This is a genomic window from Mesorhizobium sp. USDA 3734 (assembly GCF_056279665.1).
The window spans coordinates 2,326,545-2,350,080 of sequence record NZ_JBWCCW010000001.1 but is presented as its reverse complement, the minus strand read 5'-3'; the positions used below and the strand labels follow the sequence as shown (position 1 = coordinate 2,350,080).

Below are 23,536 nucleotides of genomic sequence, written 5' to 3'. Positions count from 1 at the left end.
TTTTCGTCCCTCAGACCGGCTTCTTGCCGAAGACACGGATGTATTCGGCGACGCCACCCTTGGCGAGCGCCTTGGCCTGCTTGACCCAGTCGTCGCGATCGATGCGGCCCTGGAAAGAGAGATAGCCATCCACCCACTCGCGCTCGGCCTTCTTCCAGGACGCGACCTGCGCGAAGGTGAAAATGCCAAGCGAATGCAGGACACCCTCGATCTTCGGGCCGACGCCGGAAATCAGCTTGAGGTCGTCGACAAGCGCCGGTTTGTCGATGCCGGCCGGACGGTTCCTGTCTTCCAGCGACGGCTTGGCAGCTTTCACGGCCGGCGCCCTGGTCTCCGGCGCCTTGAAAGCGGCTGCCGGCTCGGCCTTGGCCTTCGGACCATTGCGCTGCTTGGAAATCTGCTCGACCTCAGGCGCCGCCTTGTTGGCATTGGCGGCCGAATGCAGCGGCGCCGAAACGCTCGCCGCCTTTTCAACGGCCGGCGCGACCTTGGTCTTCGAAGGCGTCTTCAAGGCCGGGCTGGTTTCCGGCGCATCGGTCTTCGGCTTGCCGGCATTGGACGGTGCGACTGGGGCAGCGGCCGGTGCCGGAACGGGCGCAGCGACGATCGCGTCGGGCGCCGCCTGGGCGGCCTTGGTCGCTGCCTTGGCTTCCCTGTCGCGGGTCGATTTGAGGATCGCCTTTTCGCTCTTCAGGGTTGTGAGTCCGGAGGCCGGCTCCGAACCGGTGCGGCCGTTCTGCGGCCCCGCTGGCACCGAGGCGCCCTTGCCGGCGCCGTAGAGATCGATGATCTCGGCCAACCGTTCCGGCGTCAGGTCTTCGAACGTGTCCTTGAAGATCATGACCATCGGCGCGTTGACGCAGGCGCCGAGGCATTCAACCTCTTCCCACGACAAGGTGCCCTTGTCGTTGGTGTGGAACTGGTCGTGATGGATCTTTGACCGGCAGACATCCATCAGCGCTTCCGAACCGCGCAGCATGCAGGGCGTGGTGCCGCAGACCTGGATGTGGGCGCGGGTACCGACCGGGTTCAACTGGTATTGCGTGTAGAAGGTCGCGACTTCGAGGCCGCGGATACGCGGCATGCCGAGCATGTCGGAGATCGTCTCGATGGCCGCCTTCGTCACCCAGCCTTCCTGCTCCTGTGCGATCATCAGAAGCGGGATGATGGCCGACTGCTCACGGCCCTTCGGGTACTTCTTGATCCATTGCTTCGCAGCCGCGGCATTCGCCCGGTTGAAGGCGAAGGAGGCTGGCTGGACGCTGGCTTCTGCGAGACGGCGGACTGACATTTAGCGATCGACCTCACCAAACACGATGTCGAGGGAGCCGAGAACGGCGGTGACGTCGGCCAGCATGTGGCCGCGGCAGAGGAAATCCATCGCTTGCAGATGCGCGAAACCGGGCGCGCGCAGCTTGCAGCGGTAGGGTTTGTTGGAGCCGTCGGAGACCAGATAGACGCCGAACTCGCCCTTCGGCGCTTCGACCGCCGCATAGACTTCGCCGGCCGGCACGCGATAACCCTCGGTGTAGAGCTTGAAGTGATGGATCAGCGCTTCCATCGAGCGCTTCATCGCCTGGCGCTTGGGCGGCACCACCTTGCCGTCGAGGTTCGACACCGGACCGATGCTTTCCTTGCCGAGCAGAAGGTCGACGCACTGGCGCATGATCTTCGCAGACTGGCGCATTTCTTCCATGCGCACGAGGTACCGGTCGTAGCAGTCGCCGTTCTTGCCGATCGGAATGTCGAAATCCATTTCCGAATAGCATTCATAGGGTTGCGACTTGCGCAGGTCCCAGGCAGCGCCCGAGCCACGCACCATGACGCCCGAAAAACCCCAGGCCCAGGCATCGGCCAGCGAAACGGTGCCGATGTCGACATTGCGCTGCTTGAAGATGCGATTGCCGGTCAGCAGCTGATCGAGGTCGTCGATCGACTTCAGGAACGGGTCGATCCACTTGCCGATGTCCTCGACCAGCTTCTGCGGCAGGTCCTGATGGACGCCGCCGGGACGGAAATAGGCGGCATGCATGCGCGAGCCGGAGGCGCGCTCATAGAACACCATCAGCTTTTCGCGTTCGACGAAACCCCACAGCGGCGGCGTCAGCGCGCCGACGTCCATCGCCTGCGTCGTCACATTCAGGATATGCGACATGATGCGGCCGATTTCGCAGTAAAGCACGCGGATCAGTTGGCCGCGCTTCGGCACGTCAATGCCGAGCAGACGCTCGGCTGCGAGAGCGAAGGCGTGCTCCTGGTTCATCGGCGCGCAATAGTCGAGCCGGTCGAGATAAGGGATCGCCTGCAGATAGGTCTTGGCCTCGATCAGCTTTTCCGTGCCGCGATGCAAGAGCCCGATATGCGGATCGACGCGGTCGACAACCTCGCCGTCCAGCTCCAGCACAAGGCGCAAAACGCCGTGCGCCGCAGGGTGTTGCGGGCCGAAATTGATGTTGAAATTGCGGACGGAGGTTTCAGCCATTCTGGCGCCTCAATTCGTCTTGGCTTTTTCGTCCCCGGGCAGCACATAATCGGTGCCTTCCCAAGGGGAAAGAAAATCGAAATTGCGGAATTCCTGCTTCAGCTCGACCGGCTCATAGATGACGCGCTTGGCCTCGTCGTCGTAACGCACCTCGACGAAGCCGGTCAGCGGGAAATCCTTGCGCAGCGGATGGCCTTCGAAACCGTAGTCGGTCAGCAGGCGGCGCAGATCGGGGTGGCCCGAGAACAGCACGCCATAGAGATCGTAGGTCTCGCGCTCGAACCAGTCGGCGCCGGGGAACACGCCGGTGATCGACGGCACCATGGTTTCCTCGTCAGCCTGCACCTTGACGCGGATGCGCACATTCTGCTTCGGCGACAACAGGTGGTAGACGACGTCGAAACGCTTGGCCCGCGACGGATAGTCGGCGCCGCAGACGTCGATGATCGAGATGAACTGGCAGCGCGCATCGTCGCGCAGGAAGGTCATCACCTCGACCAGATCGCGCGGCTCGACGTGAGCGGTAAGCTCGCCATAGGCGATATTAGCGTCGTTCACGCGGCCGATCAGCTTCTCGCCGAGATAGGTCGACAGTTCGCTCAGGGATGCGGTCATGGATTTACCGTTCGATCGTGCCGGTGCGGCGGATCTTCTTCTGCAGCAGAAGAATGCCGTAAAGCAGCGCTTCGGCGCTCGGCGGACAGCCGGGCACATAGATGTCGACCGGCACGATGCGGTCGCAGCCGCGCACCACCGAATAGGAATAGTGGTAGTAGCCGCCGCCATTGGCGCATGAGCCCATCGAGATGACGTAGCGCGGCTCCGGCATCTGGTCGTAGACCTTGCGCAGCGCCGGCGCCATCTTGTTGGTCAGCGTGCCGGCGACGATCATGATGTCGGACTGGCGCGGAGACGCGCGCGGCGCGACGCCGAACCGCTCCGAGTCATAGCGCGGCATGGAAGTGTGGATCATCTCGACCGCGCAGCAGGCGAGACCGAAGGTCATGAACATCAGCGAGCCGCTGCGCGCCCAGGTGATGAGCGCCTCGGTCGAGGTGACGAGAAAGCCCTTGTCGGCCAGCTCATTGTTGATCTCGAGGAAGAAGGGATCGTCCTCCCCCACCGGCCTGCCGGTGTTGGGATCGATGATACCTTTGGGCTTCGGCGCGACGAGGGTGCCTGAACTGTCGTTCAATCCCATTCCAGCGCTCCTTTTTTCCATTCATAAGCAAAGCCGATGGTCAGCACCGCCAGGAAGACCATCATCGACCAGAAGCCGAGCATGCCGATCTTCGAGAACGACACCGCCCACGGAAACAGGAAGGCCACTTCCAGGTCGAAGATGATGAACAGGATCGACACCAGGTAGAATCGGATGTCGAATTTCATGCGGGCATCATCGAACGAGTTGAAACCGCACTCGTAGGCGGAAAGCTTTTCGGGATCGGGATTGCGGTAGGCCACCAGGAAGGGTGCGGCCAGCAGCGCCAGGCCGACAACCAGCGCCACGCCTATGAACAGGACGATGGGCAGGTATGAGCTCAAGAGTGCGTTCATGCTCGGCTTTCCGTTGGCGCCAATCCACTTTGATTACAGCACCGGACCCTAATGCGGAAGCGTGACAGTTTAACCGCTGAACCGTTTTAAGGGCCTATGCTGCAACGCGGCGAGGGTTAGCGCAGCACTTCCAGCGAAGCAAGTCAAACCTTGTTCAAAACACTGACCTGGACGGCATATCCGGGGAAACTGGTCCGATCCGCTCTTGTTTGATTTCCTTCGCTTTTTACTCCACTTTTCTCTCCTGACATGGTTGCCGCCAAAACCCTGCTAGCATGGCCCGGAATCATCCATCCGACCCTCGGTCAAAACACTTCAAAGTGATGCCTGCATGAAGGAAAAGATCTCGCTCCCCATGGCCCGGCGCATTGCGCTTGCCGCCCAGGGGTTCCTCGATCCCCGCCCGACCGGCACGCCGGACCGCCGGCATTTTGCCCGCACGCTCTCCCGCACCGGCCTGTTGCAGATCGATTCCGTCAGTGCGGTGGTGCGCGCTCATTATATGCCGCTCTATTCACGCCTAGGCCCCTACCCGCTCGCCTTGCTCGACAACGCGGCCATGACGCGCAAGCGCACGGTGTTCGAATATTGGGCGCACGAGGCCTCCTTCCTGCCGGTCGAGACCTACCCGCTGATGCGCTGGCGCATGCAGCGCGCCGAGCGCGGTGACGAGATGTATCTGGGGCTGGCCAAATGGGGCCGCGAACACGCCGCCTATATCGAAGAGATCTACCGCCAGGTCGCCGAGCGCGGCCCGATCGCCGCTTCCGCGCTGGAAGGCCAGAAAGGTTCGGGCGGCTGGTGGGGCTGGAGCCATGCCAAGCATGCCTTCGAATGGCTGTTCTGGGCCGGGCGCATCACCACGGCGCACCGGCGCGGCTTCGAACGCTTCTATGACCTGCCTGAACGCGTGTTGCCGCAGGCGATCCTCGATCTGCCGGTGCCTGCGGCCGAGGACGCGCACCGCGAATTGCTGCGCATTTCCGCCCGCGCCCACGGCGTGGCGACATCAGGCGATTTGCGCGACTATTTCCGCCTGTCGCCGGCCGATATGAAAGGCCGACTGGAGGAACTGGTCGAAACAGGCGAACTGCTGCCGGTGCGCGTCGAAGGCTGGGACAAGCCGGCTTATCTTCATAAAGACGCCCGTCTGCCACGCAAGGTCGAGGCCCGCGCCCTGCTGGCGCCGTTCGATCCGGTCGTCTTCGAACGCTCGCGCACCGAGCGCCTGTTCGATTTCCACTACCGCATCGAGATCTATACCCCTGCCGACAAGCGGCAATATGGCTACTACGTCCTGCCCTTCCTGCTCGGCGACAGGATCGTCGCGCGCGTCGACCTCAAGGCAGACCGCCCGGCAAGCGTGCTGCGGGTCCATGCGGCCTATGCCGAGTCTGGCGCGCCGCCTGAAACCGCCGCTCAGCTGTTCGAGGAATTGAAGCAGATGCAGGGCTGGCTCGGCCTCGAACGCATCGAAGCGACGCCCGCCGGTGATTTGGGTCCGGCGCTGGCCGACCTGACCGTGTCGTAAGCTCGCGTTGACACCGCTGCCCGCAAAAGCCTAAATCCGTTCCAGACGGTCTCTTCTCTTCAACGAGAGGAGCCAAGAGGGAATGCGGTGCGGGACAAAATCCCAAATCCGCGGCTGTCCCCGCAACTGTAAGCGAAGAGCCAAGGCCGAAAGCCACTGGGAGTTCCCGGGAAGGCGGCTACCAAGGCGATGACCCGCGAGCCAGGAGACCTGCCGTCTGCGACTGTAGAATCCGATCGCCCGGCGGGTTTCCGGGCAAGGAGCCCGATTTTTGGACCACGACAGCAGTTTTTCGGCTGGCACAGCGGATATATCGTCCGGCCATGATGATGCCTTGGCCGGCGTCACCGTCATCGTCTGCGCCTCCTGCCGCGACGAGACAGGCTCCGACGCCCATCCCCGCGCCGGCGAATTGCTGGCGGACGACACGCGCCGCGCTGCATCTGGCGAAGACATCCGCATCCGCAGCGTCGAATGCCTTGGCAATTGCAAGCGGCGCCTGAGTGCCGCCATCCTGCGCGACGGTTGCTGGAGCTATGTCTTCGGCGACCTGACCGCGACCAGCGGCGCCGACCTCGTCACCGGCGCCAAACTCTTCGCCACCTCGACCGATGGCCTGATTCCGTGGCGCGGCCGACCCGATAGCCTGAAGCGTGGCCTCGTTGCCCGCATCCCTCCCCTCGACATGCTGAAGGACTGACCATGACCGCCTCCGTATCCCGTGTTCCCTGCACCGTCGTCACCGGCTTCCTCGGCGCCGGCAAGACGACGCTGGTCCGCCATCTGCTGGAAAACGCCGGTGGCAAGCGTATTGCCATCATCGTCAACGAATTCGGCGACATCGGCATCGATGGCGAGATCCTGAAGGGCTGCGGCATCGACACCTGCCCGGAGGAAAACATCGTCGAACTGGCCAATGGCTGCATCTGCTGCACCGTCGCCGACGACTTCGTCCCGGCGCTTGACCAGATACTCGCGCTGACGCCGAGGGTCGACCACATTCTGATCGAGACCTCGGGCCTGGCTCTGCCCAAGCCGCTGGTCCAGGCTTTCCAGTGGCCGAGCGTGAAAAGCCGGGTGACCGTCGACGGCGTCATCGCTGTGGTCGACGGCCCGGCATTGGCCGAGGGCCGCGTCGCCAACGACATGGACGCCTTGCAGGCGCAGCGCGCTGAGGACGAGACGCTTGATCACGACGACCCGGTGGAAGAAGTGTTCGAGGACCAGATTGCCTGCGCTGACCTGATCATCCTGTCGAAGAGCGACCTGATGGACGCCGCTGGCACCGCTCGCGCCAACGCCATCATCAACGAACACTCCGCCCGCGCGGTTAAGATCGTGCCGACGTCGCATGGCAAGGTCGATCCCTCCGTGTTGCTCGGGCTCGGTCTGGCCGTCGAGGACGACATCGAGAACCGCAAGTCCCATCATGACGGCGCCTTCGACCATGAGCATGACGACTTCGACACCTTCATCGTCGACATTGCCTCGATCGCCAATCCCGATGATCTGGCAAAACGCGTCGCCACCGTCGCCGAAGAAGAAAATGTGCTGCGCGTGAAAGGCTTCGTCGAGGTCGGCGGCAAGCCGATGCGGCTCTTGCTGCAGGCGGTCGGGCCGCGCGTCAACCATTACTATGACCGCGCCTGGACGGCGCAGGACGACCGCCGCTCGCGCCTCGTCGTCATCGGCCTGAAGGGGCTGAACCGCCCGGCGATCGAGCGTATACTCGCCGGCTGATTTCGGACACGGGTCGCGATGCACATCCTCACCACGACATCCGCCTCGCTCGACGACCTCGCCGAGCCGGTCGATCTGCGGCAGACGCCGGCGGATATCGTGGCCCTGTCCTTCACCGACAGCGACCTCGCCGGACTGGCGGCGGCGTGGAAGGCCGATGCCGCCCGCCTGCCCTCGATGCGGCTGGCCGCCCTGCGCGACCTGCGCCACCCCATGTCCGTCGACCTCTGGATCGACAGTGTCGCCCGCCACGCCAAAATCATCCTCGTGCGCATCCTCGGCGGCTACGACTGGTGGCGCTACGGCTGCGACCAGCTCGCCTCGACCGCCCGAGAGCGCGGCATAAAACTGGCGCTGCTGCCCGGCGAGAGCCATGACGAGGATCTGCGCCTGATCGAAGCCTCGACATTGCCGCGCGAGGAGTTGGACGGCCTGCTCGACTATTTCCGCGAGGGCGGCCCGGCGAATATGAATGCGCTGGTGCGGAGGTTGGCGCGGCTGACGGGACAGGATGCGGCCGTCGAAGAGCCGGTCGCTGTGCCGAAAGCCGGTTACTACGACCCCGGCCGCGGCGTCGTCCCCCTCCCCCTCGAGGGGAGGGTCCGGCCGCAGGCCGGGGGTGGGGTCCCCTCCGAAGTGCGCCGGCTTGAAGAGACGTCGAGTCCGGTCGTACCGACCCCACCCGGCCCTGCGGGCCACCCTCCCCTCGAGGGGGAGGGAAAGGTCGTGCCGATCCTGTTCTACCGCTCGATGCTGCTCGCCGCTGATGTCGCGCCCATCGATGCCGTGTTTGAGGCGCTTCGCCAGCGCAGCATCACCCCGGTCCCCATCTTCGTCTCCAGCCTGAAGGACCCGGCGTCGCTCGCCTTCGTGCAAACAGCGCTAGCCGCGCTGAAACCCGCCGCCATCATCACCGCGACCGCCTTCGCGTCCGGCGCCGAACCCGGCGTCGAAACCCTGTTCGACCGCGCCGGCGTACCTGTCTTCCAGGTCATTGTCGCCACCACCCGCCGCGACATCTGGGAGAACAACCAGCGCGGCCTGGCGCCCGCCGACCTTGCCATGCATGTCGTGCTGCCCGAACTCGACGGCCGCATCCTCGCCGGCGCCATTTCCTTCAAGGGTGAGAGCGAGACCGATCCCGCACTTGGCCACCGCGCCTTAGCCAACCGGCCGGAGCCGGATCGTGTCGCGCAGGTGGCGGACCGCGTCGCGGCGTTCATCCGTCTGCAGGAGACGCCGCGCGCCGAGCGCAAGCTGGCCATCCTGATCCCCGATTATCCCAGCGCCCCCGGCCGCACCGGCTACGCCGTGGGCTTGGATGTCCCGTCCAGCGTGCTGGCCATACTGCAGGACCTCAGGGAACAGGGCTATGGCGTTGAGGGCATTCCGGAGACGCCGCGTGGGTTGCTGGATGCGTTGGAACGGGGCGGGCATGGCTTGGCCTTGAGGGATTATGTGGAGTTCTCGAAGGCACTCCCATCTGCGGCAATTGCTGCCGTAGATGCAGCTTGGAAGACTGAATATGAGGTAGGTTTGTGCGAGGCACCCCCCTCTGTCCTGCCGGACATCTCCCCCGCAAGGGGGGAGATTGGCAGTTTCAACGCCAGGACCACTCTTGCAAAGTTGGAGATTGGCGAAGGCAGAGATGAGAGCGCAATCTCCCCCCTTGCGGGGGAGATGTCCGGCAGGACAGAGGGGGGTGTTCAAGCGCCGACCTCGGCCCACTTCCCCTTCCGCGCCGTGACCTTCGGCAACATCACCGTAGCACTCGCCCCCGATCGCGGCCGCTCCGCCGACCGCCGCGCCGACTACCACGACCCGACGCTACCGCCGCGCCATGCGCTGATCGCCTTTGGCCTGTGGCTGCGCAAATCGCTCGGCGTCCACGCGCTGGTCCATGTCGGCGCCCATGGCACGCTGGAGTGGCTGCCGGGCAAGACGGTAGCGCTGTCGGAAAACTGCTTTCCCGAGATCGTCACCGGTCCCCTGCCCGTCATCTATCCCTTCATCGTCTCCAACCCAGGCGAAGCGGCGCAGGCCAAGCGGCGCATCGCCGCCGTCACCCTTGGCCATCTGCCACCGCCCCTGACCGGCGCCGGGTTGGATGAGGATCAGCACAAGCTCGAGCGGCTGGTCGACGAATATGCCCAGGCCGACGGGCTCGACCGTCGCCGCCGCGACCGCCTGGCCAAGCTGATCGTCGACACCGCGCAAAAAACCGGCCTCGCCACCGAAGCCGGCGTCGCCAGGACCGACGCTCCGGACGAAGCGCTGCGCCGCATCGACGCCTGGCTCTGCGACCTCAAGGACTTCGCCATCAAGGACGGGCTGCATATCTATGGCCGCGCCCCCGAGGACGAGCCCGACGCCATGCGCCGCCAAAGTGCCGAAGGCGAGAAGACGGCGCTGCTCGCCGCGCTCGATGGCCGCCACGTCAAGGCAGGGCCGGCCGGCGCGCCCGCGCGCGGCCGCTCCGACGTTCTGCCCACCGGCCGCAATTTGTTCACGTCGGACCCGCGCACCATGCCGACGCCGACCGCCTATGATCTGGGCAAGGCAGCAGCGGAGGAAGTCGTGCGCGGCTACATGCAGTCGCATGGCGACTGGCCGCGCTCGCTGGTCATCGATCTCTGGGGCTCGGCATCGCTGCGCACCGGCGGCGAGGAGATCGCGCAAGGCCTGGCGTTGATGGGCTGCCGGCCGCAATGGGATTCGGCGACTGGCCGTATCACCGGCATCGAAGTGCTGCCGCCGGCCACGCTTGGCCGCCCACGCGTCGATGTCACCTGGCGCATATCAGGCCTGTTCCGCGACATGTTCCCGACCCAGATCGCGCTGATCGATGCTGCCGCCAACGCCGTTGCCGCCCGCGACGAGGACGATTCGGAAAACCCGCTCGCGGCCAAAACCCGCGCTGACGGCAAGATCAGCCCACGTATTTTCGGCACCTCGCCCGGCACCTATGGCGCCGGCGTCGAGGACCTTTTGTCCTCCGGTGACTGGGCGGCGCGTGAAGAGATCGGCCGCGCCTATCTCGACGCCACATCGCATGCCTATGGCGGCGCCGGGGGCGAAGGCATCTCGGCCCCCGGCGCCTTCGAAACCCGCATCGCCGAGGCTGATCTTCTCGTCCACACCGGCGACGATCCCGGCCGCGACATCCTCGAAGGCTCCGCCGATGTCGCCTTCATTGGCGGCTTTTCGGCCGCCCTTGCGGCGCTCGGCAGGAATGCCGACGTCATCGTGCTCGACACCACGGACCCGCAAAAGCCGAAGCCGCGTTCGGTCGGCGAGGCCGTATCGCGCGTCGTGCGTGCCCGCGCCGTCAATCCACGCTTCATATCAGGGCAAATGCGCCACGGCCCGCGTGGCGCCTCCGAATTCGCCGAAACCGTCGACCGGCTGGTCGGCTTTGCCGAAACCACCCACGCCATTTCGGGAACGCTGATCGAGGCGGTGCATGATGCCTATCTCGGCGATCCCATGGTCCGCGCCTTCATCCTGCGCGAGAACCCGGCCGCCGCCAAAGTCATTGCCGAGCGTTTTCTCTCGGCGCGCCGGCGCGGCCTCTGGCATCCCCTGCGCAATTCGATCGACGATGACCTCGCCGCCCTGATTGCCGAGGCAGAAGCACTTGGGGAGGCGGCATGAACGCCTTCTCGCGTCGCGGCGCCTGTCCGGCCCTGTCGGCGCCGATGCAAACCGGCGACGGTCTGCTGGTGCGGCTCAACCCGGTCGCGGGAGGCCCATCTTCTGGGGGATTGTCGCCGAAGCTTTTGATCGGACTCGCGGAATCCGCTTTGCGTCATGGCAACGGCATCATGGAAGTCACCGCGCGCGGCAGCCTGCAGATACGCGGCCTGACGCCGCAAAGCGCGCCTCTGTTGGCGGCGGAGGTCGATGCGCTGGGCATCGCGGTGCGCGCCGGCGTGCCGATCGAGACCGGCCCACTGGCCGGCATTGATCCGCAGGAGATCGCCGATCCCCGGCCACTAGCTGAACGGATCAGGGCAACGGTTGAAGAGGCTCGGCTGACGCAACGGCTCGGGCCGAAGGTTTCGGTGGTTGTAGACGGCGGTGGGCAGTTGGTCATGGACACGGTCACGGCCGATGTCAGGCTGAAGGCGGTGCGCGCAAGCGCTGGCATCCTGTGGGCTGTATCCGTTGCCGGTGACAGCCAAAGTGCGAACCTATTCGCAACGGTCGATGAAGACGCAGCGCGCGATGTCGCCGTTGCAGTGCTGAGGATGGTTGCCGAGAAAGGCCGCGAATCCCATGCAAGGGATTTGACGGAGCGCCAATTGGCTTCTCTCGCAGGTTGGCACTCCGTCACACCCCCCTCTGTCCTGCCGGACATCTCCCCCGCAAGGGGGGAGATCAGCAGTTCCGACGCCGGCTCTCGTCCTGCAACCTCGGCGGTGGGCGTGACGTCGGCAATTGGCGAAAGCGCCGATCACGGCTCAATCTCCCCCCTTGCGGGGGAGATGTCCGGCAGGACAGAGGGGGGTGTGCAGGATCGCCGACCTATCGGTCATTTCTCCTTATCGACCGACCACGCCCTCGGCATCGGTCTCCCCTATGGCAGCATGCCGGCGGCCAAAATCATCGCTCTCACGCAAACCGCCCTCACCCTAGGCACAACCGAAATCCGTCTCGCCCCAGGCCGTGCCCTGCTTTTCCTCGGCCAGCCGACAGCCGCCAATTCATCACTTCAGCACACCGCCGCCACTCTCGGCTTCGTCACCGCCCCCACCGACCCCCGCACCCGTATTGCCGCTTGTCCCGGTACACCGGCCTGTGCCTCCGGCCGCATCGCCACGCGCGACATTGCCGAGACGATTGCCGCTGAAAACGCCGACATCCTCGACTTCACCCTGCACATTTCCGGATGCGCCAAGGGCTGCGCCCACCCCGGCCCGGCGGCGCTCACAATCGTCGGCGGCGAAAACGGAGCCGGACTTGTCGTGAACGCGACGGCAAAGGCTCTTCCTGCCGGCTACAGGCCGGGCTATGACGCCGCGCGCGGCATCGGCCGCGTCGCGGCAATGATCCGCAGCGCACGACTTCCCGACGAAACCGCCGCCGCTTGCCTGACAAGGCTCGGGCCGGCCGGTATCGCCGAGGCTTACCGACAGGCCCGAACTTACCAACAGGAATGAGCATGTCCGCCTACGACTACATTCATGACGGCACGGCGATCTATGAGCGCTCCTTCGCCATCATCCGCGCCGAGGCCGATCTGTCGCGCTTCTCCGAAGCCGAGGCCGATGTCGCCATCCGCATGATCCACGCCTGTGGCCAGGTCGAAGCATCAAGTCATTTTGTCTTCTCCACCGATTTCGTGACCGCCGCGCGCTCCGCCCTGGCGGCTGGCGCGCCAATTTTCTGCGACGCGGAAATGGTCTCGCATGGCGTCACCCGCGCCCGGCTGCCGGCCGGCAATGAAGTGATCTGCACCTTGCGCGACCCGCGCACGCACGACATCGCCAGGGAGATCGGCAACACCCGTTCGGCGGCCGCGATCGACCTGTGGGGCGAACGCATGGCCGGTTCGGTGGTCGCCATCGGCAATGCGCCGACCGCGCTCTTCTACCTCTTGGAAAAACTGCGCGATGGCGCGCCGAAGCCGGCGGCAATCATCGGCATGCCGGTCGGCTTCGTCGGCGCTGCCGAATCCAAGGATGCGCTGGCCGAGAATTCCTATGGCGTGCCTTACGCCATCGTGCGTGGCCGGCTTGGCGGCAGCGCCATGACCGCCGCCGCGCTCAATTCATTGGCGAGGCCGGGCCTGTGAACGCGCTTCCAAAAGGGCGTCTCGTCGGCGTCGGCACCGGTCCCGGCGACCCAGAACTGCTGACGCTGAAGGCCGCGCGCGCCTTGGCGGAAGCCGATGTCGTGGCCTATTTCGCCAAGCGCGGCAACAACAGCAACGCGCGTGCCATTGTCGAAACACGCTTCCGGCCGGATATGCTGGAGCTGCCGCTGCTCTATCCCGTCACGACCGAAATCGACAAGGATCACGACGACTACCGCTCGCAGATCACGGCTTTCTACGAGGAGTCGGCCGAGAAGGTTGCCGAGCATCTCCAGGCAGGCAAAATGGTTGCCGTGCTGTCGGAAGGCGACCCGCTTTTCTACGGCTCCTACATGCATCTGCATGTGCGGCTCGCCCATCGCTTTCCGACCGAGGTCATTCCCGGCGTCACCGCCATGTCAGGCTGCTGGTCGCAGACCGGTATTCCGATCGTCCAGGGCGACGACGTGCTGACGGTGCTGCCCGGCACGATGAGCGAATTCGAGCTGACGCGGCGGCTGGCCGACACCGATGCCGCCGTCATCATGAAGGTCGGCCGCAACCTGCCCAAGATCAGGCGGGCGCTGGAAGCCACCGGCAAGCTCACGCGCGCCGTCTATGTCGAGCGCGGCACCATGGCCGGCAGTGTGTCGATGAAGCTTGCCGACAAACAGGACGACAAGGCGCCCTACTTCGCCATCGTGCTGGTTGCCGGCTGGTCCGGCCGCCCCGGCGTTTTGGGAGCGCAAGCATGAGCGGCCGCCTCACCGTCATCGGGCTTGGCCCCGGCAATACCGATCAGGTCACCCCGGAAGCCAGCCGCGCTGTCGCCGAGGCCAAATTCTTCTATGGCTACAAACCTTATCTCGACCGGCTTGAATTGCGCCCAGACCAGACCCGCGTCGCTTCCGACAATCGCGAGGAACTCGCCCGCTCCAAGGACGCGTTGACCAAGGCGGCCGAGGGCCACGATGTTGCCGTGGTCTCCGGCGGCGATCCCGGCGTCTTCGCCATGGCGGCCGCCGTCTGCGAGGCGATCGAGGCCGGCCCGGTCGAATGGCGCGCCGTCGATGTCGCCGTCGTGCCCGGCATCACCGCCATGCTCGCGGTTGCCGCCCGCATCGGCGCCCCGCTCGGCCATGATTTCTGCGCCATCTCGCTGTCCGACAATCTGAAGCCCTGGGAACTGATCGAGCTGCGCCTGCTGGCGGCGGCCGGCGCCGGCTTCGTCATCGCGCTCTACAATCCGATCAGCAAAGCGCGCCCCTGGCAGCTCGGCCGCGCCTTCGAGTGCCTCGCCGCGATCCTGCCCGGCACCACGCCGGTGATTTTCGGCCGCGCCGCCGGCCGCCCGGACGAGCGCATCGAGGTCACTCTGCTCGCCGAAGTCGAGGCTGAGAAGGCCGACATGGCGACCTGCATCATCATCGGCTCGCCGGAAACCAGGATCATCAAGCGCGCAGAGAAGCCGGCGCTGGTCTACACACCGCGCTCGTCCACGGGACGGACAAAATGATCGACCATCGCGGTCAGCGCTTCGACGGTCTCGGCCGCGGGAACGTCCGGCAAGGCCGGCCTGCGGACCATCACCACGTCGATCCCAAGCGCTTGCGCCGCGGCGATCTTGCCGTAGGTGGCCTCGCCCCCGCTGTTCTTGGACACGACGACATCGATGCGATGCTTTTCGAGCAGCGCGCGCTCGTCGGGCTCGCGAAACGGGCCACGGGCCAACAGATATACGGCATGAGGCACAGCCAGAGTGGGCTCGACCGGATCGACACTGCGAATGAGATAATGGTGTTGGGGCGCGGCTTCGAAAACCGCAACCTCTTGCCGGCCCAGTGCCAAAAAAACGCGGCGCGGCGCGGATCCAAGCGCTTGCACGGCATCGCCAACCTTATCGACCAGCGTCCAGCGGTCGCCCTCGACAGGCGCCCAGCCGGGGCGTCGCAGGGCAAGGATCGGCACACGGGCCACGCGCGCGGCTTGCGCCGCATTGGCGGAAATCCGCGCCGCATAGGGATGCGTGGCGTCGATCAGCAAGTCGGTGCCCATCTCCCGCAGGTAAGCGGCCAACCCATCGGCACCGCCAAAGCCTCCGGTTCGCACCGGCACGCCCTGTGCGACCGGGCTTTCCGTGCGGCCAGCCAGCGACAGCGTAATCGAGGCGCGCGCGGTGAGCTTTCCGGCCAGTTGCCGGGCTTCGGTGGTGCCGCCGAGGATCAGAATGCGGTGGGTCATCATGCCTGCTGAGGGTCCGCGCGGTGCCAAGCTCAACTCAAGATGGCTTACAGTCGTCGGCATCGGCGAGGACGGTTTAGCGGGTCTCGGCGACGAGGCCAAGCAGCGGATTGCCCAGGCGGAAGTCATCTTCGGCGGCAAGCGGCACCTGGCGCTGGTCGCCTCCTTCGCCAAGGGCGAGCCGCACCCATGGCCGGTTCCGTTCGATGCCGAGATGCGAGAGGTACTCGCCCTTGCCGGCAGGCGCGTCTGCGTGCTCGCTTCCGGCGATCCGTTCTTCCACGGCGTCGGCGCCACCCTCGCCCGCAAGGTCAAGCCGCAGGAGATGCATGTCATTCCCGCGCCGTCGGCCGTTTCACTGGCAGCCGCTCGGCTCGGCTGGGCGCTGCAGGATATCGAAACCGTCTCGCTGCATGGCCGGCCGCTCGACCTGATCCGGCCGCTGCTGCAGCCAAACGCGCGCATTTTGGCACTGACGTCGGATGCCGAAGCCCCTGCGGCAATCGCCCGCCTGCTCACCGAACTCGACTTCGGCGCATCGCGGCTGACGGTCCTGGAAGCGTTGGGTGGTCCGAACGAAAACCTGCACACGACCCGCGCCGACGCCTTCGATCTCGATAACATCAATCCGCTCAACGTCCTGGCGATCGAGATTGAATCCGGTCCGGACGCGCGCATCCTGCCGTTCACGGTTGGCCTTGCCGATCATCTGTTCGACCATGACGGCCAGATCACCAAGCGCGAAATCCGTGCGATCACCCTGTCGGCGCTGGCGCCGAGACGTGGCGAATTGCTGTGGGACATCGGCGCCGGCTCCGGTTCCATCGGCATCGAATGGATGCTGGCCCATCCCTCGATGCGCACGATTGCCGTCGAGGCCGACCCGATCCGCGCCGCCCGCATTGGCCGCAACGCCGGCGCCTGTGGCGTTCCCGGCCTTGTCGTGGTGGAAGGCAGCGCGCCCAAGGCACTGGCCAGGCTGGACACGCCGGACGCGATCTTCATCGGCGGCGGCGGCAGCGACACCGGCGTCTTGAACGCTGCTATCAAGGTGCTGCGCACTGGCGGCCGTCTCGTGGCAAACGCGGTGACGCTGGAGATGGAGGCCCTGCTTCTTGCCCAGCATACGAAGCTTGGCGGCGATCTCACCCGGATAAACATCTCCCGGGCCTCGCCAGTTGGCTCGATGCAGGCCTGGCGGCCGGCCATGCCGATCACCCAATGGAGCTGGGTGAAGCCATGATGGTCGCAGGCATAGGCTGCCGAAAGGGCGTGACTGTCGAAGATGTGCTTGCGGCGATCGAAACCGCGCTCGAGGCCCATGGCCTGACGATGACGGCGCTTTCGGCATTGGCGACTGCCCCTCTGAAGCAAGACGAAAACGCCATCGTCGCTGCCGGTCATCGACTCAATCTTCCGGTCATCGTCGCCGATGCGGCTGCGATCGAGGCCGCCTCGCCGGACATCCTCAGCCATTCCGATCTCTCGCAGGATCTGGCCGGCACGCCATCGGTTTCCGAAGCATCCGCCCTTGCCGTCGCCGGCAAAGGCGCCGGACTGCTCGGCCCCCGCACGGTGCTCGGCCCGGTCACCTGCGCCATCGCCATCAGCGGAGACGTGCCATGACCGTGCATTTCATCGGCGCCGGTCCAGGTGCGGCCGACCTCATCACGCTGCGCGGCGCGAGGCTGCTGGCAAGCTGCCCGGTCTGCCTCCATGCCGGTTCGATCGTCGCGCCCGAATTGCTGCAGCACTGCGCACCGGGGACAAAACTAATCGACACCGCGCCGATGTCGCTCGACGAGATCGAGGCCGAATATGTAGCGGCGCACAAGGCCGGCCACGATGTCGCCCGGCTGCATTCCGGCGACCTGTCTGTGTGGAGCGCGGTCGCCGAACAGATCCGCCGGCTGGAAAAGCACGGCATTCCCTACACGCTGACGCCGGGCGTGCCTTCCTTCGCCGCCGCCGCCGCCGCACTGCGCCGCGAGCTCACCATTCCCGAAGTCGCGCAAAGCCTGGTGCTGACCCGCATCTCCGGGCGCGCATCAAAAATGCCGCCCGGCGAAACGCTGGCCGGCTTCGGCCGCACCGGCGCAACGCTGGCCATTCATCTGGCCATCCACGCCATCGACCGCGTCGTCGCCGAGCTGACGCCCCACTATGGCGGCGATTGCCCGGTGGCGATTGTCTTCCGCGCCTCATGGCCGGACGAGCGCGTGCTGACCGGGACGTTGGCGACCATCGAAACGCTGCTGGCCGCCGATCCGATGGAGCGCACGGCGATCATCTTCGTCGGCCGCTCGCTGGCGGCGGAAGGTTTTGGCGAGAGTTCATTGTACGACGCCCACTATCAGCGGCGTTTTCGCGGACGGGACGGATTGTGAGCGGCAGCACCAAAAATACCGGCGAAAACGCCACGCTCGAACAGGCGTTGTCCCGGCTGAACTTCAAGCCGCGCCGGCTTGAGCCGGGCCACGTCTGGCTGGCCGGTGCCGGCCCCGGCGACCCCGGCTGCCTGACGCTGGAAGTGCTGGCGGCTTTGGCCGAGGCGGATGCATTGGTCTACGACGCGCTGGTCTCATCGGATGTCGTCGCAGTGGCCGAGAACGCCGAGCTTTTCTTTGCCGGCAAGCGTGGCGGAAAACCGTCGATGAAGCAGGACGACATCACCGCCCTTTTGGTGCGCCTGGCGCGCGACGGCCGCCGCGTCGTCAGGCTGAAGGGTGGCGATCCCTATATTTTCGGCCGTGGCGGCGAAGAGGCTCTGGCGCTGGCGCGGGAAGCCATCCCGTTCCGCGTCCTGCCCGGCCTGACCTCGGGCCTCAGTGCGCTGGCCGCCACCGGCATCCCGGCCACCATGCGCGGCATCAACAAGGCGGTGATCCTGGCCACCGGCCACGCCGCCGGCACCGATGACGATCTCGACTGGGCGGCGATCGCCCGCACTGGCCAGCCTGTCGTCGTCTATATGGGCATGGCCAATCTGCCCTTGATCGCCGCGGCACTGCTGGATGGCGGGCTGGCGCCATCGACACCGGCCGCAGTGATCGTCGCCGCGACGACGCCGCAGGAGCGGACCGTCGTCGCCACGCTCGCCACCATTGCCGAGGAAGCCGCCGCCGCCGGCCTTGCCTCGCCGGCGCTGATCGTCGTTGGCGGCATCGTCGCCATGCGCGCGGCACTGGTGGGGGAAGCATGACCGCCCGCGCGATCATCGTCGGCGCACCGCGCTCCGGCTCCGGCAAGACCAGCGTCACCATCGGCATCCTGCGCGCACTAACCCGGCGCGGGCTGAAGGTGCGCGGCGCCAAATCCGGCCCCGACTATATCGACCCCGGCTTCCACACCGCTGCCACGGGGCTGTCCGGCGTCAATCTCGACAGCTGGGCCATGCCGCCGTCGCTGCTCAATGCGCTGGCCGCGCAAGCCGCCAACGATACCGATTTCGTCATCCTTGAAAGCGCCATGGGCCTGTTCGACGGCATTCCGGCATCGCCGGGGCGTACCGGTTCGGCGGCAGACCTAGCCCGGCTCTATGGCTTGCCGGTGCTACTGGTGCTCGACGTTTCCGGCCAATCGACCACCGCGGCCGCCGTCGCCAAGGGTTTTGCCACCTATGATCCTGATGTGCGCATGGCCGGCGTCGTGCTCAACCGGCTGGGCAGCGAGCGGCACCGCCGGTTGTCCGGCGACGCCATCGAGGCGATCGGCTTGCCGGTCGTCGGCGCCATCCTGCGCGACCCGACCCTCAACCTGCCCGAGCGTCACCTCGGCCTTGTCCAGGCCGGCGAGTATGACGACCTGATGGCGCATCTCGACCGCCTGGCCGACATGGCGGAAAAGTCGCTCGATCTCAATGCCATCATGGCCCTGGCGACACCCCTCACCCCAGCGCCTGGCGGCTTCGACGACGCACTGGCGCCGCCCGGCCAGCGGATTGCGTTGGCCGAGGATGCCGCCTTCACCTTCCTCTATCCGCATGTCGCCGCCTACTGGCGCAAGGCTGGCGCCGAAATCGTCCCCTTCTCGCCGCTCGCCGACGAAGCACCCGACGAGGAGTGCGATGTCTGCTGGCTGCCGGGCGGCTATCCCGAGCTTCACGCCGGCCGGCTCGCCGCCGCCGCGACCTTCCGCGCCGGGATGACCCGTTTCGCCGCCACAAAGCCCATCCATGGCGAGTGCGGTGGCTTCATGGTGCTCGGCGAAGCTCTGGAGGACGCGTCAGGCGAAACGCATGCGATGCTCCGCCTGCTCGGCCATTCCACCAGCTTTGCCAAACGCAAGATGAACCTCGGCTACCGGGAGGCGCGGTTGCGCGCCGATTGCCCGCTGGGCTCAGCTGGGGCGCTGATCCGTGGCCACGAATTCCACTATGCGCAGATGACCTCTATCGGCAATGACGAGCCGCTGGCCGACCTCGCCGACGGCCAGGGCAATCCGATCGGCGCCTCAGGCTACCGGCGCGGTCATGTCAGCGGCACCTTCTTCCATGCGATTGCGAGGGGCTAGAGCATGAAGTTCAAGAACCTGGCTCTTTCACCGCGGCAGGTCGTCGACGACATCGCGCTTTGCCTGGTCTTCTTCACAAGGCTGCCGCTGCCCGTCTTCGATTTTCGCGGCCGCAGCCTTGCCGCCGCGATTTGGGTCGCCCCTGTTGCCGGCCTCGTCGTCGGCCTGATCGGCGCCATCGTCTTTGCCACGGCGGAACGGTTCGGCCTTGCCATGGGGCCGGCGGCGGCCCTCGCCCTGGTCGCAACAATGCTCACCACCGGCTGTCTGCACGAGGACGGACTATCCGACGTCGCCGACGGCTTTGGCGGCGGCAAATCACGCGGCCGCAAACTCGAGATCATGCGCGACAGCCGCATCGGCGCCTATGGCGCGGCGGCGCTGGTTCTGTCGCTGCTGATCCGCTGGAGCGCGCTGTCGGAGTTCGTCGACCCTACACAGGCGCTGTTTGCCCTCCTGGCGGCACACGCGGCCTCGCGCGGCCTGCTTGGCGCCTTCATGCATCTCTTACCCCCAGCGCGGGTCGACGGCCTCTCGGCCGACGCCGGCACCGTCTCGCAGGAAACAGCCATCGCCGGCGCCGTGCTCGGTGCGGTTCCGCTGCTACTGCTTGGGCTCGGCGGCGCCGTTTTCGCCCTCATCCTGCTTGGCCTGCTGTTTGCCGCCTTCCGCGCCCTTTGCCTCAACCAGATCGATGGCCAGACCGGCGACACGATCGGCGCCTTGCAGCAGGTGAGCGAAATCGCGGTGCTGCTCGTCGCTTCCGTAGCGCTTTCCTGATTCCCTTTTGGCCTGATTCCCTTTCGGAGACTTTGCCCCCATGCCCTTCAAATCGCTTAGTGAATTGCGCGCTGCCTGCCTCGACCTGCCGGCCGGCAGCGATGCTGCGGCCAATGCGGTCGCCCGCCGCCAGGACACGCTGACCAAGCCGCAAGGCAGCCTTGGCCGGCTGGAGACGATCGCGGCCTGGCTGGCGCGCTGGCAGGGCCGCGACATGCCAAAACTCGACCGCGTCAAGGTCTTCGTCTTCGCCGGCAACCACGGCGTCACCGCGCAAGGCGTTTCCGCCTATCCCTCGGAAGTCACCGTGCAGATGGTGGCGAATTTCGCCGGCGGCGGTGCGGCCATCAACCAGCTTGCCCGCATGGCCGGCGCTGAACTCGACGTCATCCCGCTCGATCTCGACCATCCGACCGGCGACTTCACGCAAGGTCCGGCGATGGACGAGAAGGCGTTTCTCGCCGCAGTATCGACCGGCTATGACGCGGTGACAAAAGACCTCGACCTCATCTGCTTCGGCGAAATGGGCATCGGCAACACCACGCCGGCAGCGGCAATCTCAGCCGCCCTGTTCGGCGGTGGCGCGGAAAAGTGGACCGGGCGCGGCACCGGCGTCGATGACGCCGGCCTCAAGCGCAAGGTGGTCGCCATCGAAGCCGGCCTGAAGCGCCACGCCGCCGCCCTTGCCGATCCGCTTGCTATCTCTGCCGCGCTTGGCGGACGCGAACTCGCCGCCATCTTCGGCGCCACGCTGGCCGCCCGCCATCTGGGCATCCCCGTGCTACTCGACGGCTTCGTCTGCACCGCAGCCGCAGCCCCGCTGGCCAGGCTGCACCCGGCCGGGCTCGCCCACACAATCGCAGCCCATGTCTCGGCCGAATCCGGCCACCGTGGCCTGCTCGAAGCGCTCGGCCTGCCGCCGCTGCTCGATCTCGGCATGCGGCTCGGCGAAGGCTCCGGCGCTTGTCTCGCCGTCAACATCGTCCGCTCGGCGCTGGAGTGCCATGCCCGCATGGCGAGTTTTGCCGAGGCGGGTGTGTCGGAGAAGTAACCGCTGGTTTTTCGCAAAACTGGCGCCGCTCTCCTTCCCTAAGCGTGCAAGGTGTGCGGTTTGCTAGGGGCGTTTAGAGACGGTTTGGCGCTGCCTGTAGCTGAGCGGCATGGATCCTCCCCAGATTGCCGGGGAAACGAAAAAGGGCTGCCGGTTGAGCAGCCCTTGATAGCACGGTCAGCACCGTCTTGTGAGGAAGCAGTTGGCAGAGCGTCAACTGGCCGAAACCAGTCGAATTATTTCAGCACTCCCAAAATCGCTTCAGCAAGGTACTTTGCGTCCTTCCTGCTCATCGTTACATCGATCGACGGACCGTCCGTCATGAAGGCGACCGACACATCGTCTCCCTCCACCTGGACGCCACTGCCGGCAAACTGATCAAACTTCAACATTTGGAAATCGGCGGTTTTTACAATATTATCAGTCATTTAGTTTCCTCTGGAATATTCGTAGTCACCGCGCAGTATTAGCGGCCTCTTCAACATAGGGTATCGCGTGACGAATTTACAGCGACAGATCGCAGATCCCGATCAAGGAGCGCGGCCATATTGCGGTCAGGCTTCCATTGCAGTCGAATTGCGACTACCTGGCAAGAGTGTGTCTGACCAGACCATTTCCAGATTTCTGCAAACCCGATAACCATCCCGTCGGAATGGCTGTGCATGCCCGAAGCGCGTCAAACGCGTCTCGCTTTCAGGGTCTTTCCACCAAGTCTTTGAAGAATTTGGTGGGTGCGCACAGGATTGAACTGTGGACCCGCTGATTAAGAGTCAGCTGCTCTACCAACTGAGCTACGCACCCACTCGGCCGGCAAAAACCGGCGTTGGCGGGCATATAGCCGCCACCATCGGTCCTGTCCAGCCCTGCCGGAATCATTTCCCGACAAATCGACCGAGCCTGCCTGCGATCAGACGAACAGCTTGCCTTCCGCAACCTTGATCGCGTTGCCGCCGATGCGCGCCGAGGCCAGTTTTCCGCCTTCCACGGTCAGTTCGAGGCGGATGCGCGATGGCCGGCCCATCTCCAGCCCCTGCTCGATCCACAGCTGCGAAATGCCGTCGGTCGGCGCGTCGAAATGCATGATGGCGCCGGCAAAGGCCGCGGCTGCGGAGCCGGTCGCCGGATCCTCATAGGAAGGCGTGCCGGGCACGATCATGCGCACATGGAAGGCGCTTTCGTGGTTCACCGTCTCGCGGCAGTAGACATAGGGGCTGGCGAAGGCCCATTCGCTCTTGCGCGGCGCCAGTTCCGACCAGGCCTGGTTGTCCAGCCGGACCCGGCCCGCCGCCTCGAGATTGGCAACCGGGATGGTGACGTAGGGCACGCCCGCCGACCAGAACGCGACGCGGTGATTCTCGAAGCCGATCTCGTGCGGCGTCAACCCAAGGGCGGCACCGATCGCCTCCGGATCGGCCTCGAGCTCCAGCGGCTCCGGCAGCTTCGCCAGGTCGAACTCGGCGAAGGTGTTGCCGTCATGCTTGCTGACGGCGCACCGCACCGGGCCGATGTTTTCCTCCAGCACGAAGATGCCGGCGCCGCCCTCTTGCGCCAGTTCGGCCAGCGCAATCGCCGCGCCGACCGTCGGATGGCCGGCGAACGGCATTTCATAGTCGGGGGTGAAGATGCGAATGCGGTTTCTGTGCTTGGGATTGTCCGGCGGCAGCACGAAAACCGATTCGGACAGGTTGAATTCGCGCGCGATGGCCTGCATCGCGGCCGTGTCCAATCCCTTGCTGTCCAGCACGACGGCCAGAGGATTGCCGGCCAGTCGCTCGGTCGTAAACACATCGTAAAGCAAGTAATTCCGGGTTTTCATTCCTGCCTCAATCCCAACATGGGCGAAAT

General features: G+C 65.5%; 23 protein-coding genes, 1 tRNA gene and 1 riboswitch. Of the genes, 15 read left to right on the top strand and 9 right to left on the bottom strand.

Translation table 11 applies throughout. From position 1 onward, the window contains the following. Positions 1 to 10: 10 nt before the first annotated feature. From ACZ89F_RS11205 to ACZ89F_RS11185, 5 genes are read right to left on the bottom strand one after another with little or no spacing between them, the layout of a single operon-like run. Complete coding sequence (locus ACZ89F_RS11205; protein WP_476091875.1) at positions 11 to 1,291, bottom strand: NADH-quinone oxidoreductase subunit E; 1,281 nt, start codon at positions 1,289 to 1,291, stop codon at positions 11 to 13. Beyond that, entirely contained in the window at positions 1,292 to 2,482 is a 1,191-nt protein-coding gene (locus ACZ89F_RS11200; RefSeq protein ID WP_476091874.1) for an NADH-quinone oxidoreductase subunit D, read from the bottom strand. A gap of 9 nt (positions 2,483 to 2,491) precedes the next feature. Then, on the bottom strand, positions 2,492 to 3,097 hold the full coding sequence (locus ACZ89F_RS11195) for an NADH-quinone oxidoreductase subunit C (RefSeq protein WP_476091872.1): 606 nt from the start codon (positions 3,095 to 3,097) through the stop codon (positions 2,492 to 2,494). Between the two features lie 4 nt (positions 3,098 to 3,101). Continuing rightward, positions 3,102 to 3,683 (bottom strand): NuoB/complex I 20 kDa subunit family protein, encoded by a 582-nt coding sequence (locus ACZ89F_RS11190; RefSeq protein ID WP_013531090.1) that lies wholly within the window; start codon positions 3,681 to 3,683, stop codon positions 3,102 to 3,104. After that, positions 3,674 to 4,039, bottom strand: a complete 366-nt coding sequence (locus ACZ89F_RS11185; RefSeq protein WP_010910112.1) for an NADH-quinone oxidoreductase subunit A — start codon at positions 4,037 to 4,039, stop codon at positions 3,674 to 3,676. Before ACZ89F_RS11185 ends, ACZ89F_RS11190 begins: the two co-directional genes overlap by 10 nt. A gap of 331 nt (positions 4,040 to 4,370) precedes the next feature. Between ACZ89F_RS11185 and ACZ89F_RS11180 the strand changes: the two genes are divergently transcribed. The 8 genes from ACZ89F_RS11180 to ACZ89F_RS11145 all read left to right on the top strand — a co-directional run bounded on the left by ACZ89F_RS11180 (position 4,371) and on the right by ACZ89F_RS11145 (position 14,623). Further along, positions 4,371 to 5,570 carry a winged helix-turn-helix domain-containing protein gene (locus ACZ89F_RS11180; protein ID WP_476091870.1) on the top strand — a complete coding sequence of 400 codons (1,200 nt, stop codon included), beginning with the start codon at positions 4,371 to 4,373 and terminating at the stop codon, positions 5,568 to 5,570. Positions 5,571 to 5,599: 29 nt separating this feature from the next. Continuing rightward, positions 5,600 to 5,802, top strand: a riboswitch (cobalamin riboswitch). Positions 5,803 to 5,841: 39 nt separating this feature from the next. Then, positions 5,842 to 6,270: a DUF1636 family protein gene (locus tag ACZ89F_RS11175; protein WP_476091868.1), complete on the top strand. Its 429-nt coding sequence runs from the start codon at positions 5,842 to 5,844 to the stop codon at positions 6,268 to 6,270. 2 nt (positions 6,271 to 6,272) lie between these two features. Further along, positions 6,273 to 7,310, top strand: a complete 1,038-nt coding sequence (gene cobW, locus ACZ89F_RS11170; protein ID WP_476091866.1) for a cobalamin biosynthesis protein CobW — start codon at positions 6,273 to 6,275, stop codon at positions 7,308 to 7,310. A gap of 18 nt (positions 7,311 to 7,328) precedes the next feature. Then, positions 7,329 to 10,964, top strand: a complete 3,636-nt coding sequence (locus tag ACZ89F_RS11165) for a cobaltochelatase subunit CobN (RefSeq protein ID WP_476091864.1) — start codon at positions 7,329 to 7,331, stop codon at positions 10,962 to 10,964. Continuing rightward, complete coding sequence (gene cobG, locus ACZ89F_RS11160; protein ID WP_476091862.1) at positions 10,961 to 12,472, top strand: precorrin-3B synthase; 1,512 nt, start codon at positions 10,961 to 10,963, stop codon at positions 12,470 to 12,472. Before ACZ89F_RS11165 ends, cobG begins: the two co-directional genes overlap by 4 nt. A gap of 2 nt (positions 12,473 to 12,474) precedes the next feature. Next, positions 12,475 to 13,107 (top strand): precorrin-8X methylmutase, encoded by a 633-nt coding sequence (locus ACZ89F_RS11155; protein WP_476091860.1) that lies wholly within the window; start codon positions 12,475 to 12,477, stop codon positions 13,105 to 13,107. Next, positions 13,104 to 13,862 (top strand): precorrin-2 C(20)-methyltransferase, encoded by a 759-nt coding sequence (locus ACZ89F_RS11150; protein ID WP_476091859.1) that lies wholly within the window; start codon positions 13,104 to 13,106, stop codon positions 13,860 to 13,862. Before ACZ89F_RS11155 ends, ACZ89F_RS11150 begins: the two co-directional genes overlap by 4 nt. Next, positions 13,859 to 14,623, top strand: a complete 765-nt coding sequence (locus tag ACZ89F_RS11145) for a precorrin-3B C(17)-methyltransferase (RefSeq protein WP_476091857.1) — start codon at positions 13,859 to 13,861, stop codon at positions 14,621 to 14,623. Before ACZ89F_RS11150 ends, ACZ89F_RS11145 begins: the two co-directional genes overlap by 4 nt. Here the strand turns inward: ACZ89F_RS11145 and ACZ89F_RS11140 are convergent. Further along, a complete protein-coding gene (locus tag ACZ89F_RS11140; protein WP_476091855.1) occupies positions 14,587 to 15,348 on the bottom strand; it encodes a cobalt-precorrin-6A reductase in 762 nt (253 codons plus the stop codon). The two genes, ACZ89F_RS11145 and ACZ89F_RS11140, sit on opposite strands and share 37 nt — an antisense overlap. 1 nt (position 15,349) lies before the next feature. On the opposite strand from ACZ89F_RS11140, the gene cbiE reads away from it, so the two are divergent. From cbiE to cobT, 7 genes are read left to right on the top strand one after another with little or no spacing between them, the layout of a single operon-like run. Further along, positions 15,350 to 16,591 (top strand): precorrin-6y C5,15-methyltransferase (decarboxylating) subunit CbiE, encoded by a 1,242-nt coding sequence (gene cbiE, locus ACZ89F_RS11135; RefSeq protein ID WP_476091853.1) that lies wholly within the window; start codon positions 15,350 to 15,352, stop codon positions 16,589 to 16,591. Further along, complete coding sequence (locus tag ACZ89F_RS11130; protein ID WP_476097262.1) at positions 16,588 to 16,974, top strand: cobalamin biosynthesis protein; 387 nt, start codon at positions 16,588 to 16,590, stop codon at positions 16,972 to 16,974. Before cbiE ends, ACZ89F_RS11130 begins: the two co-directional genes overlap by 4 nt. Then, positions 16,971 to 17,735 (top strand): precorrin-4 C(11)-methyltransferase, encoded by a 765-nt coding sequence (gene cobM, locus ACZ89F_RS11125; protein WP_476091851.1) that lies wholly within the window; start codon positions 16,971 to 16,973, stop codon positions 17,733 to 17,735. The genes ACZ89F_RS11130 and cobM overlap by 4 nt, the downstream gene beginning before the upstream one ends. Next, a complete protein-coding gene (gene cobA / locus ACZ89F_RS11120) occupies positions 17,732 to 18,550 on the top strand; it encodes a uroporphyrinogen-III C-methyltransferase (RefSeq protein WP_476091849.1) in 819 nt (272 codons plus the stop codon). Before cobM ends, cobA begins: the two co-directional genes overlap by 4 nt. Beyond that, a complete protein-coding gene (locus ACZ89F_RS11115) occupies positions 18,547 to 19,860 on the top strand; it encodes a cobyrinate a,c-diamide synthase (protein WP_476091847.1) in 1,314 nt (437 codons plus the stop codon). The genes cobA and ACZ89F_RS11115 overlap by 4 nt, the downstream gene beginning before the upstream one ends. A 3-nt stretch (positions 19,861 to 19,863) precedes the next feature. Then, positions 19,864 to 20,640: an adenosylcobinamide-GDP ribazoletransferase gene (cobS, locus tag ACZ89F_RS11110; protein ID WP_476091845.1), complete on the top strand. Its 777-nt coding sequence runs from the start codon at positions 19,864 to 19,866 to the stop codon at positions 20,638 to 20,640. Between the two features lie 40 nt (positions 20,641 to 20,680). Then, on the top strand, positions 20,681 to 21,691 hold the full coding sequence (gene cobT / locus ACZ89F_RS11105; RefSeq protein WP_476091843.1) for a nicotinate-nucleotide--dimethylbenzimidazole phosphoribosyltransferase: 1,011 nt from the start codon (positions 20,681 to 20,683) through the stop codon (positions 21,689 to 21,691). Between the two features lie 236 nt (positions 21,692 to 21,927). On the opposite strand, the gene ACZ89F_RS11100 is transcribed toward cobT, so the two are convergent. The 3 genes from ACZ89F_RS11100 to ACZ89F_RS11090 all read right to left on the bottom strand — a co-directional run bounded on the left by ACZ89F_RS11100 (position 21,928) and on the right by ACZ89F_RS11090 (position 23,507). Then, the gene (locus ACZ89F_RS11100) at positions 21,928 to 22,119 is read right to left on the bottom strand and encodes a hypothetical protein (protein ID WP_476091841.1); all 192 of its coding nucleotides are present in this window, start codon (positions 22,117 to 22,119) and stop codon (positions 21,928 to 21,930) included. Positions 22,120 to 22,416: 297 nt separating this feature from the next. Beyond that, a tRNA-Lys gene (locus ACZ89F_RS11095) sits at positions 22,417 to 22,492 on the bottom strand. Between the two features lie 106 nt (positions 22,493 to 22,598). Further along, positions 22,599 to 23,507, bottom strand: a complete 909-nt coding sequence (locus tag ACZ89F_RS11090) for a PhzF family phenazine biosynthesis protein (RefSeq protein WP_476091839.1) — start codon at positions 23,505 to 23,507, stop codon at positions 22,599 to 22,601. Positions 23,508 to 23,536 lie beyond the last annotated feature (29 nt).

What these genes read in the sequence shown, in the direction of transcription:
- ACZ89F_RS11205 (WP_476091875.1), bottom strand. Translation starts at nt 1,291, where the DNA reads ATGTCAGTCCGCCGTCTCGCAGAAGCCAGCGTCCAGCCAGCCTCCTTC.
- ACZ89F_RS11200 (WP_476091874.1), bottom strand. Translation starts at nt 2,482, where the DNA reads ATGGCTGAAACCTCCGTCCGCAATTTCAACATCAATTTCGGCCCGCAA.
- ACZ89F_RS11195 (WP_476091872.1), bottom strand. Translation starts at nt 3,097, where the DNA reads ATGACCGCATCCCTGAGCGAACTGTCGACCTATCTCGGCGAGAAGCTG.
- ACZ89F_RS11190 (WP_013531090.1), bottom strand. Translation starts at nt 3,683, where the DNA reads ATGGGATTGAACGACAGTTCAGGCACCCTCGTCGCGCCGAAGCCCAAA.
- ACZ89F_RS11185 (WP_010910112.1), bottom strand. Translation starts at nt 4,039, where the DNA reads ATGAACGCACTCTTGAGCTCATACCTGCCCATCGTCCTGTTCATAGGC.
- ACZ89F_RS11180 (WP_476091870.1), top strand. Translation starts at nt 4,371, where the DNA reads ATGAAGGAAAAGATCTCGCTCCCCATGGCCCGGCGCATTGCGCTTGCC.
- cobW (WP_476091866.1), top strand. Translation starts at nt 6,273, where the DNA reads ATGACCGCCTCCGTATCCCGTGTTCCCTGCACCGTCGTCACCGGCTTC.
- ACZ89F_RS11165 (WP_476091864.1), top strand. Translation starts at nt 7,329, where the DNA reads ATGCACATCCTCACCACGACATCCGCCTCGCTCGACGACCTCGCCGAG.
- cobG (WP_476091862.1), top strand. Translation starts at nt 10,961, where the DNA reads ATGAACGCCTTCTCGCGTCGCGGCGCCTGTCCGGCCCTGTCGGCGCCG.
- ACZ89F_RS11155 (WP_476091860.1), top strand. Translation starts at nt 12,475, where the DNA reads ATGTCCGCCTACGACTACATTCATGACGGCACGGCGATCTATGAGCGC.
- ACZ89F_RS11145 (WP_476091857.1), top strand. Translation starts at nt 13,859, where the DNA reads ATGAGCGGCCGCCTCACCGTCATCGGGCTTGGCCCCGGCAATACCGAT.
- ACZ89F_RS11140 (WP_476091855.1), bottom strand. Translation starts at nt 15,348, where the DNA reads ATGACCCACCGCATTCTGATCCTCGGCGGCACCACCGAAGCCCGGCAA.
- cbiE (WP_476091853.1), top strand. Translation starts at nt 15,350, where the DNA reads ATGCCTGCTGAGGGTCCGCGCGGTGCCAAGCTCAACTCAAGATGGCTT.
- ACZ89F_RS11130 (WP_476097262.1), top strand. Translation starts at nt 16,588, where the DNA reads ATGATGGTCGCAGGCATAGGCTGCCGAAAGGGCGTGACTGTCGAAGAT.
- cobM (WP_476091851.1), top strand. Translation starts at nt 16,971, where the DNA reads ATGACCGTGCATTTCATCGGCGCCGGTCCAGGTGCGGCCGACCTCATC.
- ACZ89F_RS11115 (WP_476091847.1), top strand. Translation starts at nt 18,547, where the DNA reads ATGACCGCCCGCGCGATCATCGTCGGCGCACCGCGCTCCGGCTCCGGC.
- cobS (WP_476091845.1), top strand. Translation starts at nt 19,864, where the DNA reads ATGAAGTTCAAGAACCTGGCTCTTTCACCGCGGCAGGTCGTCGACGAC.
- cobT (WP_476091843.1), top strand. Translation starts at nt 20,681, where the DNA reads ATGCCCTTCAAATCGCTTAGTGAATTGCGCGCTGCCTGCCTCGACCTG.
- ACZ89F_RS11100 (WP_476091841.1), bottom strand. Translation starts at nt 22,119, where the DNA reads ATGACTGATAATATTGTAAAAACCGCCGATTTCCAAATGTTGAAGTTT.
- ACZ89F_RS11090 (WP_476091839.1), bottom strand. Translation starts at nt 23,507, where the DNA reads ATGAAAACCCGGAATTACTTGCTTTACGATGTGTTTACGACCGAGCGA.